This is a genomic window from Mesoplasma seiffertii ATCC 49495, from assembly GCF_000518725.1.
GTDB classification, from domain to species: Bacteria; Bacillota_I; Bacilli_A; order Mycoplasmatales; family Mycoplasmataceae; genus Tullyiplasma; species Tullyiplasma seiffertii.
In genome coordinates, this window is record NZ_KI912485.1 from 138,586 (window position 1) to 154,042 (window position 15,457).

The window sequence follows — 15,457 nt, forward strand, 5'->3', positions numbered from 1 at the left end:
AAAGGAAATATTTAAATGGAAAATTATGAATCGAAGAAGTTAGCAGAGATTGAAAAAGACCTGCAAACTGATTTTAAAAAGGGATTAACCCAAGAGCAAGTAGAGCAAAAACTTTTAATTGAAGGTAGAAATGAGTTACCAGCTGGAAAAGTTACTCCATGATATAAAACATTTTTGTTAGCATTTATTGAACCGCTACAAATTATCTTAATTATTGCAGCGATTATTTCTGTTGTGGCTCCTTTAGTAGCAAATAATACAGGACATATGAGTTTTCATGATTTTATTGACTTTACTGTTATTATCGCAATTGTTATTATTGATGCAATTTTAGAAACCGTCCAAACAGTTAAAGCACGAAAATCAGTAGATGCCTTGAAGGCATTATCAAAACCTCGTGCTGTTGTGATTCGTGATGGTCAACAAAAAGAAGTTGATGCAGCTGAATTGGTTGTAGGAGATATTGTGGTTTTAGAAGCAGGAAAATATGTTCCAGCTGAATTAAGAATCATCAAAGCATCAGACTTTATGATTGATGAATCAATTTTAACTGGAGAATCAGTTCCAGTTGATAAACATGCTAATAAGATTAATCCAACAGTTATCCTAGCAGAGAAAACTAATATTGCCTTTATGTCAACATTTACAACTGCCGGAAGAGGAGTTGGAGTTGTTATCGCAACAGCAATTAATAGTGAAATTGGAAAAATTGCTGCAGCTGTTAATAGTAATGAAGAAGAACATACACCATTAGAAAAAAAATTAACATCATTTAGTTATTGAATTTCATGTGCTGCAGCATTTGTTGGAGTAACAATTTTCACTGCGATGTTATTTACAGGTGATCGTGGATCTTGAGCCAACTACTTAATGGTAGCGATTACTTTAGCAATCGGAGTTATTCCTGAATCATTGGCAGCAGTTGTATCAATTACTTTGTCATTTTCAACAAAACGTATGGCTAAGGAAAATGTGATTGTTAAAAAATTGGCTTCAGTTGAAACTTTAGGTTCAGTTAATGTAATTTGTACAGATAAAACTGGAACATTAACACAAAACAAAATGACAGTTCAAAAAATTATTGTTAATAACAAAATTATTTCACAAAAGGCATATATTAAATTGCCAAGTTCATTACAAAAAGATTTATTTTTAAAAAGTTTAGTTTTACCAAACGATTCAGTGACTGAAGGAACTGAGCGAATTGGAGATCCAACAGAGTTAGCTTTAGTTGACTATGCTGAGTTAATGGGGATTGACGAACAAAAATCACGTGAGCTATGAATCCGAACTGATGAAATACCATTTGATAGTGAACGTAAATTAATGACGACTGTTAATCAAATTGATAATCACCAAGTTACCTTTACTAAAGGAGCAATTGATCAATTGCTAAAAGTGTGTTCTCGCATTGTGTTAAATGATCAAATTATCGAATTAACAGACGAACACCGTCATGAAATTTTTAAAGCATCAACAACTTTAAGTGATGATGCTTTAAGAGTTTTAGCTTTTGCTTATAGTGATGATATTAATCAAATTAAAGCTAACTATGAAGCTGACTTAATTTTTGTTGGAGCAGTCGCAATGATTGACCCTGTTAGAGTTGAAGCTGTTCAAGCAATTGAAGAAGCGCATGCTGCTGGAATCCGTGTTGTAATGATTACAGGAGACCATGCCATTACTGCTTTAGCAATTGCTCGTGATTTAGATCTAGCATATACACCACATGAAGTTATGTCTTCAGAAGTACTAGAACGTTATAGTGAAGAAGAACTACTTCGTGTAATTGATAATATTAAAGTTTTTGCTCGTGTTAACCCTGACCATAAAGTTCGTATCGTTAATGCCTTACAACAAAAAGGAAACATTGTCTCAATGACTGGAGATGGTGTTAACGACGCACCAAGTTTAAGCAAAGCCGATATTGGAGTTGCGATGGGAATTACCGGAACGGATGTGGCTAAACAAGCAGCGGATGTTATTCTAACTGATGATAACTTTGCCACAATTATGAAAGGTGTTAATGAAGGACGTAACGTTTATCAAAAAATTAAACGTGCGATTGTTTTATTAATGGGATTTAACTTGGCTAACGTTATTTCAATCTTTGTTATCTCAATGATGTTCCATGTATCACCATTAGAAGCAACCAATATTTTATTCATTAACTTAATTGTTGAATCATGTTTAGCAATTGCAATTGGAATGGGGCCATTAGATGATACTTTAATGCTGCTACCACCAAAATTTGGAAAGAACGGATTGTTAAAAGGTTCACTGTTGCCAATTCTTAAAATTGGACTATTTTCAGGAGCTGCTTCAATTCTAGCTTTCTTTGTAGGAATGCAAGCAGTTGATGTTTCACAATGAACTGATATTGAAGGAATCTCATGATATAAATTTGCAACAGGTCAAGAATGAACAAATTTATCATTATTAGATAAAACTCAGTTCATTTCATTTGGTCGAACAGCTATGTTTATCACTACTGTGTCATCGCCATTGCTATTTGCTCATTTAATTAAGTTATCAAATTGACAAGCAAATCGTAAAGTTAATTGATCAGTATCGTTACCTTTAGTATATGCTTCACTAATTGCTTTAGGTTTGGGAATTATTGTAACTTTTGTTCCGGGAATTAATGACAATATTTTTGGTTTAGTTCATTATGGCACTAAAGAAATTAATGGCCATGAACTACAAGGATGAAATCTTCAAAATATATGAGTAATCTTTGCTGCCTTTGGAATGGCATTGATTGCTCCACTAGGAATTTTATTGACTGATGCAATTGTCTTTTATTCTTATCATTTAGCTCCTAAATCATGACAAACAAATCGTGAGTTAGTTTCAAAAATGTTAGAAGCAGATCGTAAAGAAGAAATAGCTCAGGCTAAAAGAAATAAACAAAATAAAAAGTAGTTATTTTAAAACTACTTGTCAAATCATAACAAGCCTTAAAGGCTTGTTTTTTTATTAAAGTTATAAGCAATAGATAAATAACCCAGAAGTTATACAAAAAGGTTTCATAATCTTTTTTAGTTTTTGGTGTTACTTTTAATAATGTTATATTAGTAAGGAAAGGAACACTTTTAATATGATAAGTGCTATTAGAATGACTCTTCATATTTGATAAGTTATCTGTAAAAGACAGTTCTTAAAATGTAAGAGATGTGGCAAAATCCAAGGAGGTAAAATTTTGAATAGTGAAGTATATTGATGACTAATTGGTATATTTGTATTTTCTGCTGCTGTGGGACACTTATTGATTTATAAAATATCTTACTGATTTTTTTCGATTAAGGTTGATAATCTTATTGAAACTTTTGGCAAGGAATTTGAAAGTGACACTTTGCCTATTTTACTAAAAGACGAAAGATATAGGATATACCTATTTTATTATGAAGCTGTTTTCTTGGATATTGTCGTTTTTATAATGTTCACGGCAATTTTTTATAGTGAGGATTATTATTACAAAACATATTTTTTAATGATGATTATAAGTCTAGTGCTAGCGCTTTTAGTGCTAAGTTATGATTGATACAACTTTTCTCGTAAAGTTAATAAAGAAAAGTTTTTTACTCCACAAGAAGCAACTAATTTTTTTGATAACGTTCTTTTAAAGAAAAGTAAAGTTGAAAAATATCAACAATTTAGAATACGCCAAAATGATAAAATATCAGTTCATAATCACCCAATGCAGTTTAATCAAAAACGCTATTATAAAAAGATCAAGAAAAGCTATCAGCAAAACTTTTCTTCATATCAACAATATAAAATTTTTTTAAGGTACATAAAAGACTATGAACTTTTTATTAATCGGATTCCTTGAAAATGAAAAGTTGTTGTGCTCCATGATGGTATAGAGAAAACAATTGATGCGCTTCCAAAAATCTTAATTGATAATTTTGTCTATATGCTATTAACTACTAAGCAAAATCCAAATAATAATGAACTTGATGAACAGTTTAAACTAAAGCAACAACCAAGCAATGCTGGTTAAGATTTCTTTAGTAGAAATGAGAATTTAATAGTTTTAAGCACTATTAAATGTTAGTGCTTTTTATTTAAATATTTATAGTTCCGAAACCAGAAATAGGTTTTAAGATTAAAGATTTTTTAAAAATCGCGAACTATAATTTAAAAGAAACGGAGCTAATATCAAATGTCTATGATTACACTAAAAAATATTTTCTATATTGTTGGTAAAGCACCCAGCAAGTTTGAACTAAACATTTCTCATTTGGAAGTTGAACAAGGAGAAGTTATTGCCTTAATCGGAGAAAATGGTAGTGGTAAGACAACTTTAATTGATATTTTAGTTGGCAATCTCAGACCTCAACAAGGAACCTTAAATTTTGTTAATAAGGAAAATGATTTTAAAATATCTGCAATTTTTCAAGATAGTCATTTTGATGAGATAACAATTAAAGAAACCTTGAACTTTTTTAAAAGTGCCAATAATAGTGATGTTGATATTGATGAACTTTTACTGGAGTTTGGTTTGTTTGAATTTAAAAGCAAACGTTTTAATGAATTAAGTTTTGGACAAAAGCAACGATTTAGATTCGTTGTCACATTAGTCAAACCGTTTTCTATTTTAATACTGGATGAAGTTATGACCGGAATTGATTTACTATGAAGAAGAAAAATTCGAAAAGTAATTGCTAAAATAGTCGAACTTGGAAAAACTGTTTTCATTATCTCTCATGATATTGAAGATATCACCAATTTCTGTAGTAGAGTGATCTTTTTAGAGAATGGAAAAATAAAAGCTGACTTTAAATTGAATGGAACAGTCGATTACAAAAGACAAACCTTGCTGGAAAAAGTTAAGTTCTTAGATGAAGCATTAGAAGAGGAGAAGTTGTAATGAGACAAACTGGACTAATAATTATTAGAACTTTTAAAGTTTCTTTTAACTCGGTGGCAAGGAGTTTAGCTTTTCTTATAACTTTTGGAATAGTGATACCTCTAATTACACTTGGTCCTATTGGTTTTATATTTAGTGGGGGTAATATATCAAACACAATATTTGTGAACTACGGAATTCTTATAAAAGTATCGGCAATAGCACTTTTGGCAATTGTTATATCCAAAAAAATGCATAAGGATTTGAAACAAGGATTTATAAAGAACTTTTTTGTTAATAACTTTTCTAAACAAAACTACTTTTTGGGAACTTTTTTATTCTACTCAATAGCAATTTTGATTTCATCATTTATTTCGTTTCTTATTGCAGTAGTAGTCTGAAAAACTGAGGGATCTCTTTTAAACGAGACCTTGTATGTGAAGACAATATTCATCGGAATTTACTTCTTTGGAGTACCAATTATTTCACTATGAATTTTTGCTTTCGGATTTTACTTTAGTTTTAGAGTTGGCAAAAACCCATCACTTCAACATTACCTTTTGATCTCTTGTATTTTGCTATTTTGGATTTGATTGTATTTATATAGTAGTTTTTCTGAGTTGCAAGCAATTTGTTATGGACTGGTTTTAATTCCCGGATTCAACTTATTTTTTGCAATTCCGCAGCACTTAAGTTTATTTGGGATAACGTATTGATGGGTCTATTTAATAAATTTTGCTTATGTACTAATAGGCTTAGCAACTCTGGTATTTTTCAGCACAGATAAATGACTAATGATTAATAATACTTACTCCAAGAAAACTTTTTAAACATTAGCAATAACTGACCACTACTTTTTAATAGACATATTTAGGAAAAGTCTATCGTACAACAGAAATCTATTGTAAAATTATATTATTGAATATAAGGAGACAGTATGAAAATTAATAAGGAATTAGCACCAAAATATAATCCTGGAGAAGTAGAAGAAGGTAAGTATCAGCAATGAGTTAATGATAATCGCTTTAAAGCTAATCCCAACTCTGCTAAGTCTAAATTTTCAATTATTCTGCCACCTCCGAATGTTACTGGTAAATTACACATTGGTCATGCTTGAGATGGAAGTTTACAAGACGCAGTTATTAGATTTAAAAAGCTAACTGGATTTGATGTGTTATTTGTTCCGGGAATGGATCATTCAGGAATTAGTACTCAAGTTAAGGTTGAAGCCAAACTTCGTGAACAAGGAATTAGTCGCTTTGATTTAGGGCGTGAACGATTTTTAGAAGAAGCTTGAAAATGAAAAGCAGAGTATGCTGCAGTAATTCGTCAACAATGAGCGAAATTAGGATTAGCTTTAGATTATAGTGTTGAAAAATTCACTTTAGATGATGATGTAAATCAACTAGTTAAACAAATCTTTATTAACTTTTATAATAAAGGACTAATTTATCGTGGAAAAAGAATTGTTAACTGAGACCCACAACAAAAAACAGCAATTTCTAATGTTGAAGTAATTTATTCTGAAGTTGTTGGATCAATGTATCATTTTAAATATCAACTTGTTGATTCTGCCCATTATTTGGAAGTAGCAACAACTCGTCCCGAAACAATGTTTGCTGATCAATGTGTTGTGGTTAATCCGACAGACGAACGCTATTTACAATATATTGGTAAGAATGTTATCAATCCAGTTAATGGTCAAGTAATTCCCGTAATTGCCGATGATTATGTAGAAGTTGATTTTGGAACTGGGGTTATGAAGTGTACTCCTGCTCATGATCCTAATGACTTTGAAATTGGAGAACGTCACAAATTGGCAAAACCATTGTGTATGAATGAAGATGGAACAATTAATGAACTAGGGGGCAAAGACTACCAAGGATTGGACCGATTCGTTGCCCGTCAAAAAATTATTGAATTAACAACTCAAGCAAATACTTTTATTAAAGCAGAAGAAATTACTCATCAAGTAGGATTTTCTGAACGCTCAAATGCGGTGGTAGAACCTTATTTATCAGATCAATGGTTTGTTAAAATGGAAAAATTTTCAGCTATGATTTTGGAATTACAAAATAGCCCTGAAGCAATTAAGTTTTTTCCTGAACGTTTTGCTGATGTTTTAGAAAAATGAATGCAAAATGCTCACGATTGATGTATCTCACGTCAACTATGATGAGGACATAGAATTCCGGCTTGATATCATAAAGATACAAATGAATTGTATGTTGGAGAAAGTGCTCCAAGTGATTTAGAAAATTGAATTCAAGATGAAGATGTTTTGGATACATGATTTTCATCAGGGTTATGACCATTTGCAACATTAATGCGTGGAGAAAGTTTTGAATCGGACTACTATAAAACATATTTCCCAGTTAATGTATTAGTAACTGGATATGATATTATTTTCTTTTGAGTAGCACGAATGATTTTTCAAACTCAAGAATTTACTGATTCAAAACCGTTTAATGATGTGTTAATTCACGGACTTGTTCGTGATGAACAAGGTCGTAAAATGTCAAAATCATTAGGTAATGGAATTGATCCAATGGATGTTATTGCTGAATACGGAGTTGATAGTTTAAGATTTTTCTTATTAACAAATTCAACCCCAGGTCAAGATATCAAATACTCAACTGAAAAAGTTCGTAGCGCATGAAACTTCATGAATAAATTATGAAATGCTTCGCGTTATGTGTTAATGAATTTAGATGATAACTTTGTACCAAACAAAGATTTTACTAAACATCTTTCAATCACAGATAAGTGAATTTTAAATGAGTTAAGTCAAGTAGAACAACAAGTTCAAATCCTAATTGAAAAATACGAATTTGCAATTGCAGGAAAATTAATTTATGAGTTTGTTTGAACCAAGTATTGTTCATGATATATTGAATTTGCTAAAGTTAATTTGAATTCAAGTGAAACTGAGGTTCGTGATTCAACTCAACAAACATTATTTTATGTTTTGAAAAACATTTTAATTATGTTGCATCCATTTGCACCATTTATGACTGAAGAAATTTATTTGAACCTAAATTTAAGGTCATCAATTATGGAAGAAAATTGAGACATTGACAGCTTTAAATTTAGTACAGAATATATTAATCAAGTTGTCAATATTATCACTGTTGTACGAGAATTTAGAAGCAAAAATAATCTTAAAAATTCTTTACCATTACAGTTTAAATTAAATAACTTGAACTCTTCAAATCAAGAATTATTTAATACCTTTATTAATGAGATTAATGAATTTGTTAAAGCATTTGTTAATGCTGAAATTGTTAATGAAATTGCGAGTGATGACTTAACTGCGATTGCGGTTGAAGAATATTTCTTAGAGATTGCTAATGATAGTTTTATTAATAAAGAAGAGTTGATTCAAGAGTTAATTGATCGTCAAACAATGTTGCTAAATGAAATTTCTCGCTCTGAAAAAATGTTAGGAAATGAGAATTTCATTAGTAGAGCAAGTCAAGATAAGATTGAAGCTGAAAAAGCTAAGTATGCGACTTATAAAGAGCAATTAGCAGCAATTGTAGATAAACTAAATACACTTCAATAAGCAAAGTTACTAACTTTGCTTTTTTTATGCTAATCCTTTAGGGGTGAAAATAATCAAAATCGCGTTTACACTTAAAAATACTTATGAGTACCGCTTGGTAGTTCCTAATTTGGAGAGTTACTTAGTTTTAACAACTCTTGTTTTAATGAATATGATGGTTAAAACTCAAAACTACTGAATTGGAGGGCTGTTAATTGTTTGTATTAGTGGAAGCATTTATGTTAACCCACAAAAGTGAATACGAACTCTTAGTCTTAATTTTATAGTTGTTGGCTTTTTAATTGCCTGAGTTATGCTCAATCGAAATACAAATCTAACAACAATTGCTAATCAACAAGGAACCGTAATTGAAGCTAAACCAAGTTATGCAATTATTAAAATTAACCATCAAAAATACTATCTTTCGAACTTTCAACTTAAACTGCTTTTAGATCAGCGAGTTATTATTAATGCTAAAGTTGAAGCACTTACCAAAAGCCACTATTTTGTTTTTCCTTTTGATAACTATCTTAATGACCAAAGAGTATTTAAGCAGTTAAAGGATGTGCAGTTGACAAATCAAAGTTGACATTATTTGCGGTATTACTTTTATGAAAAAGTTTTCAACTTTGCTAATCATGAGCTTGTGCAGGTATTTCTATTTAACATTAGAGATAAAAGTCAGACTTTTCAAAAGCAACTTGAGCACTTAAACGTTGGTTATTTACTCAACTTTAATAGTTTAAGCATTTGAGGTCTTTGAACCTTATTTAGCAAGATTGGCTTTATTAGCAAGCACAAAAAAGCATTAAACTTAATGTTCGGTTTATTTTGAATTTGATGATATTTTTTAAATTGTTCATGACTTTTAATGCGATTTTTAATTAAGGCAACTTTGAAAAATCAACCAAAACTTAAATCCTGAAGCAACTTTGCTAGTTTTTGAGTGCCTTGTTTAATATTTCCCAGTTATGTTGGAAGTAGGGGATTTTTATATTTTGTAATATGCTATTTGTTTATTAAATTATTTAACCAACAATCATCAAAACTTATGCTTATAGGAGTTTTCTTAATACCTTTAAAAATTTACTATGACTATCAAATTAATCTAACCGCTCCAATTTGGGACTTTATTCTGGTACCCATTTTATTAACTACAAATTTATTGACTACCGTTATAGTTATTTGTGGGAATAATCAACAATGATTAAACTACCTATCAATTTGATTAGTTCATTTATTTAAAATAGTAAAATGATTAAGTTATTCATTTAACTTAGGCTATCAAAATTTATACGGAGTTATTTTAATTTATTTAGTTTTGTTAATATGATTTAGTTATCATTGAAAATGAAAACATCACTTCTTTTGACTAGCATTGGTTATAAGCATCTATTTGCTTAACTGATTGCTCAAACCTCAACATCATTTAGAAATGCTCAATGTTGGAAATGGTAACTCGTTCGTTTATTTTAATAAATATAAAAACCTTACCATTTTGTTTGATTGTGGAGTCGGTAAAGGATTTAGTACCCAAATTCCTACTCAGTATCTAAGGTATTTAGGAGTTAATAAAGTTGATGCTATTTTTATATCACACAATCATCAAGATCATTTTAACGCTCTTGAAAATTTGCAACGCAATTTTCAAATTAAAGCAATTTACTATCGGGATACTACCATTGAAGAGTTAACTTTTAAAAATGTAACAATTCGAGTTTTTAGCAATCCAGTTGCTAAAAGTGAGAATAATAAATCTTTAACTATTTTTGTAGATGTAAATAAGGTTCGACTATTATTTACTGGTGATATTGAAAAGGCAAGTGAAACTTATTTCATAGAAAATCTAAACTTTGTAAATTATCTTAAACAACGACCTGTTGACATTTTGCAGATTCCTCATCATGGTTCAAAAACTTCGTCATCATATGAATTTATCAAGTTAGTAAACCCCAAGATTGCCTTAATTAGTGGAATGGTTTACCAACGTTTAAGGTTTCCTGATCAACAAACAATATCAACGTTAAATTTTTTAAGAATTTCTTACTATGTTACTGCTGGAGTAAATAATATTCGGATAGCATTAAATTCAGGATACATTCAAACTTTATAAAAATAAAAAAAACACCAAATGGTGTTTTAAGATTATTTTAATAATTGATTAATTGAAATTAAGCACTCATTAAACGAGATTTTTCTCTTGCAGCTTTATTCATTTTTAGGATTCCTTTTTTAACCCCTTTATCAATTAAACTAACTGCGTGAGTAATTAACTCATTTACGTTATCTGCATTTTCAGCTTTCGCAGCAGAAACTTTTTTAATTGCAGTTTTAATTTCTGATTTAAATGCTTTGTTTGCTGAACGAGATTTTTCGTTAGTTAACACACGTTTTTTTTGTGATTTGATGTTTGCCATATTTTCAACTCCTTTATTTATAACTTGTCAATACAATATAAAGTATAGCAAAAAAACAATTATTATGATAGTTAAAAAATAAACTTTTGCCTATAATAAAAATAAAATATTAGTAGTAAAATTATATATAAGAAGGTGAGGATGGCAAATGAACTTTTTATACTCGCTTGATTACTTTTTGTTAACAAAGGCAACTAATAAATTAATAAAAGCTGTTAATCAAAATAATGACTATGAGATTTTAAAATTTTCTTTAATTGAAGATGATTTTAATCAAATTTGAGATAACATTAATACTTTTTCTTTGTTCGAAACTAAGAAAATTATTGTTATTAAGGATTGCTGGTTTGTTAATGAAGAAAAAGTTGCGTTACATAAAAGTTTTAATCTTGAAAAGTTTGAGACAATGCTAAAGAATGCTAATCCCGAGACTATTTTAATATTTACCCTAAATAGTGATAAGTTTTCTAAAAAACTAAAAATTGCTAAATTGGTTAATCAGTTAATGAAAGTTGAAAAGCTAGAATTAATGAGTGATGAAACGATAATAAAATACATTAAAACTTTTTTTGCTAAAGCTAATGTTAATTTAGATCAAAATCTTGCTACATATATTTGTCAAGCATTACCAAATGATATGCAAGTTATTAATAATGAACTTAATAAATTAGTAAATATATCTCAACCTTTAACAGTCGAAATTATTAAAAATACGTTAACTCGTTATTTAGAGAATGATATTTTTGAGATTTCTAACTGCTTTATTAAAAACGATATCAATAACTTTTTAAAACTTTATAAACAATACTTATTACTAAATGATGATTTGTTTGGATTGATTGGGTTGATTGCCGCTAATGTTAGTTTTATTCGAGATGTGAAAATTTTAAAATCAGCTCATAAAACTAATGAAGAAGTTGCCACAATTTTAAATGCGCATCCTTATAGAGTAAAATTGGCGATATCAAATAATAGTAGTAATATTGGGCAATTAAATGATAAAATAGAAATGTTATATAAAATCCACAAAAGTATTCTTAATGGAAAATTTGAAGTTACGATTTTACCAGAATATGAATTTGTAAAAAATATGAAACAAGAGGTATAGGATTTATGAAATCTAATAAAGTATATGAAAGTATTATTTTCTTATTAAGTAATATTATTAAAAATGAAAAGCTACGATACTTTTTAATTAAAAATAGCGAATTTAGAAGTAACTTTTTAAAACAAGTAAATGCGTTATTAACATTGGAAAAAGATTTTGAACAAGAATATCAAGAAGTTAAATGATCAACTGTTTTTGGAAAAGCAATTGTTAAATTAACTGCTGAAAAAATTCGTTTAGAAAAAATTGAGAATGCGGATATTGATTTAATTTATGCTCAATATTCTGAATTTATTTCTTATGTTGGAAAAACTTATGAAGTTGAACATAAAGAACTTTTAGATCAAATGGTAGCAATTTCTCAAGAAACTGTCCTTGCAAATGCAAAGTTATCCAAAGAAAAACTAGAAAGCTTTGAAGAAGCTGAAAAGACAAAGCAAGCACAAGAACAACCTGAAGTTGAAAAGGTTAATCCAGAAAATATTGCTTTTGGTGGAGGCATTGGAGCAAATCCAAATCAAGGATTCAATCAAGGTTTTAACCAACAAGGATTTAATCAAAATAATTTTGGTGGTCCAGTTGGTGGCTTACCAATTCACCCAATGCAAAATCCTTATTTTTATGCATTTGATCGTAAAAATAAGTATATGCCAATAATGAAGATAATTTTGGCGGTTGTTTCATCAATTGCTGCAGTATTATTAATTATTACAATGTCATTAGTAGTTTCATTTAAAGCTGAAATTGGTGATACTGAGATTAATAATATTTTTAAAAATTTAACTACACCAGGAAAATTATATTACCATTTACCAGGGACATCGACCTATCAACTTGTGGGAATTGGTAACTTGCCACTAAGTGTTGCTAATCAACCTGTAAATTGAATTTCGTATTTCTTTTATATTTTGCCACCGCTGTACTTATGACTAGATATTAATAAGAAAATGCGTGTTAATGGTAAAACAGTACAACCAGCAAAAATTAAATACCGTGTAGGAACATTTACAGTTGTCTTTTTAATAATTGCTTATGGGTTTTCAATTTTTTCAATTTACCGTTTTGTATCTGTAGGAAACTTTGAATCATTATGATGAAGCTTCTTTAAAAATATGTATATGAACTATGACAAGGAAACAGAAAAATTATCAAATCCAGTTACAATTGAAACTTTCAAACTATTTTGAGCAAAACTAGTTGAGTTAAATGGTTCAAAATTCTCAACAGTTAGTGCGATGGCAATTGTGGCACTAGTAGTGATTGTGATGACAGTTACATTTGGAGTTGCATTATTAATTATCAATCCTAGAGTTGATCGTGAAAAAATTATGCGTGCTAACAACGAATATCAAAAAGCTGTAATGGCAGCAATGCAAGGTCAAAAATATGAAATGGATCCAACATTGTTTGATAAAGAAGAAGAACAATTTTAATTAACAGTCTTAGGACTGTTTTTTTTGTTTTCAAAACAAATAAGTTCGTAAAACATTTTTGTAATCTATTTTCAAAAGATTAAAGAGTATAATGAAGGTGTCGAAAGATAGAAGGAGTAAATTATGACACAATGATCTGTTTTATTATTAACCGAATTTTTTGGAACAGCCTTGTTAATCATTTTAGGTAACGGAATTGTTGCCAATGTTGTCTTAAAAGGCACAAAAGGCAATAATGCCGGATGATTATCAATTACATTTGGATGAGGGTTTGCAGTAACCGTTGCTGCATTAATTTCATCTGCATTTATTGGCGGTAAGGGATGACTAAATCCTGCTGTAATGGTAGGAGCATCAATTGCTGATTGAAAAGGAACTTGAGGAATGGTTGATTCAGCAGGAGCTCAAGTTGGATTATTTATTGGAGTTTTAATAATTCAACTTATTGGAGCTGCTGTTGGACAAATTATTATTGATTTACTATATTACAAACACATCGAATTGACACTTAAAGGAAAAGAAGATTTTACTGTTGCAAAAGGAAACGTTTTAGGAATGCACGCAACTGGAGCAACAACAAAATCTATAGTAGCAAACTTTGCAATGGAGTTTGTGGGAACATTTATTTTGATATTCGCAATTTTAGCACTTCCAAAATTTAGTGCTTTAAATAAAGATATAATCGGAGGACTTGGACCAGTAATTGTTGGAATTGTCGTAATCTCTATTGGTTTATCACTTGGAGGAACCACAGGATACGCAATTAACCCAGCACGTGATTTAGGACCAAGAATTGTTCATGCATTAATGCCAATTAAAAATAAAGGTCAAAGCGACTGAGAATATGCATGAATTCCTGTAGCAGCACCACTTGTAGGAGGCGCAGCAGCTGGATTAATTTGACTAGCAATGTAAAAAAAAGAAAGAGATTTTATGATAAAAAAAGAAACAATTTATGATATTTGTATTATCGGAGCAGGAATAATGGGGGCATCAATTGCTCGAGAATTAGGGCAATATGATATAAAAGCAGTTGTCTTAGAAAAAAACCCCGTTGTTGCTGACGAAACTACAACAGGTAATTCAGGGTTAATTCATGGGGGCTTTGATGCTAAAACAGGAACAATAAATGCGAAATTAAATGTTCTTGGAAAAGTTCGCTATGAAGACTGATTCAAGGAACTAAATTTTCCTTACAAACGAGTTGATTCTTTAGTATTAGCTTTTAATGAATTTGAAAAAAATGAACTTGATGTTTTATATAAACGAGGTTTAGCAAACGGATTAAAAGCCGAAGAAATGGAAATTTTAAATTTTGAAGAAATTTTAAAAAGAGAACCCAATATTAGTCCGAATGTTGTTGGAGCACTTTGCTGTAATTCTTCAGTACTGATAGATCCAGTAATGTTATCTAAAAAATTACTTAACAATGCTATTAAAAATGGTGTTGAACTAAAATTAAATTGAAAAGTAGCAAATATTACTTCTCAAACTGATGATGTTATGGAAGTCATTAATGATAATGGCGATGTCATTAAAACAAAAATGATTATTAACTGTGCTGGTCATTGAGGAGATGAAATTGCTAAACTTACTGGAACTACAGATTTTACATTAAAACGCCGTAGAGGAGAATATCGTGTTCTAGAACGTAATACTCAACCACAAATAAATTCAGTTTTATTTATGGTTCCAACTGTTTATGGAAAAGGAGTACTAGTAGCCCCAATGTTAGACGGGCGTACACTAGTTGGTCCCACTGCCGAAGAAGGAATTTCTCGAGATGAAACAAGATTAATTACAACTAGCAAATATAATGAAATTGGAGATATTGGAACTCGTATTGTTCCAGGATTAAAAATGGAATATACTTGTTATCATTTTTCAGGATCAAGAGCTATTTGACAAGAAGGCGATGATTTTTATATTGATTTTGCTAGTCAAAATGATCACGTTATTAATGTTGCCGGAATTAAAAGTCCGGGAATTTCAGCAGCTCCAGCAATCGCTGATTATGTTATAGATATGATTAAAACAAAAATTAAACTAACTAATAAACTAAACTGAGATCGAATTGAAAACTAAAATATAAAGGAGATT

The 15,457-nt window shown here is 29.9% G+C and carries 10 protein-coding genes; 9 read left to right on the forward strand and 1 reads right to left on the reverse strand.

Annotated features, from left to right (window positions below; genetic code table 4):
• The first annotated feature begins 15 nt into the window (after positions 1 to 15).
• From L872_RS0102030 to L872_RS0102055, 5 genes are all read left to right on the forward strand, one after another.
• Positions 16 to 2,925 carry a cation-translocating P-type ATPase gene (locus L872_RS0102030; RefSeq protein ID WP_027063214.1) on the forward strand — a complete coding sequence of 970 codons (2,910 nt, stop codon included), beginning with the start codon at positions 16 to 18 and terminating at the stop codon, positions 2,923 to 2,925.
• 277 nt (positions 2,926 to 3,202) lie between these two features.
• Positions 3,203 to 4,006 (forward strand): hypothetical protein, encoded by an 804-nt coding sequence (locus tag L872_RS0102035; protein ID WP_027063215.1) that lies wholly within the window; start codon positions 3,203 to 3,205, stop codon positions 4,004 to 4,006.
• A gap of 168 nt (positions 4,007 to 4,174) precedes the next feature.
• Entirely contained in the window at positions 4,175 to 4,876 is a 702-nt protein-coding gene (locus L872_RS0102040) for an ATP-binding cassette domain-containing protein (RefSeq protein WP_169729894.1), read from the forward strand.
• Positions 4,877 to 5,798: 922 nt separating this feature from the next.
• Entirely contained in the window at positions 5,799 to 8,420 is a 2,622-nt protein-coding gene (locus L872_RS0102050) for a valine--tRNA ligase (RefSeq protein ID WP_027063218.1), read from the forward strand.
• A gap of 43 nt (positions 8,421 to 8,463) precedes the next feature.
• Positions 8,464 to 10,512 (forward strand): ComEC/Rec2 family competence protein, encoded by a 2,049-nt coding sequence (locus tag L872_RS0102055; protein ID WP_156923094.1) that lies wholly within the window; start codon positions 8,464 to 8,466, stop codon positions 10,510 to 10,512.
• A gap of 58 nt (positions 10,513 to 10,570) precedes the next feature.
• On the opposite strand, the gene rpsT is transcribed toward L872_RS0102055, so the two are convergent.
• Positions 10,571 to 10,816, reverse strand: a complete 246-nt coding sequence (gene rpsT, locus L872_RS0102060; RefSeq protein ID WP_027063220.1) for a 30S ribosomal protein S20 — start codon at positions 10,814 to 10,816, stop codon at positions 10,571 to 10,573.
• Between the two features lie 148 nt (positions 10,817 to 10,964).
• Between rpsT and holA the strand changes: the two genes are divergently transcribed.
• From holA to glpO, 4 genes are all read left to right on the forward strand, one after another.
• Positions 10,965 to 11,924, forward strand: a complete 960-nt coding sequence (holA, locus tag L872_RS0102065) for a DNA polymerase III subunit delta (RefSeq protein WP_027063221.1) — start codon at positions 10,965 to 10,967, stop codon at positions 11,922 to 11,924.
• Between the two features lie 5 nt (positions 11,925 to 11,929).
• A complete protein-coding gene (locus L872_RS0102070) occupies positions 11,930 to 13,357 on the forward strand; it encodes a hypothetical protein (protein WP_027063222.1) in 1,428 nt (475 codons plus the stop codon).
• Between the two features lie 123 nt (positions 13,358 to 13,480).
• On the forward strand, positions 13,481 to 14,272 hold the full coding sequence (locus L872_RS0102075; protein WP_027063223.1) for an MIP/aquaporin family protein: 792 nt from the start codon (positions 13,481 to 13,483) through the stop codon (positions 14,270 to 14,272).
• Between the two features lie 18 nt (positions 14,273 to 14,290).
• Positions 14,291 to 15,442, forward strand: a complete 1,152-nt coding sequence (gene glpO / locus L872_RS0102080) for a type 2 glycerol-3-phosphate oxidase (RefSeq protein ID WP_027063224.1) — start codon at positions 14,291 to 14,293, stop codon at positions 15,440 to 15,442.
• Positions 15,443 to 15,457: the final 15 nt, after the last annotated feature.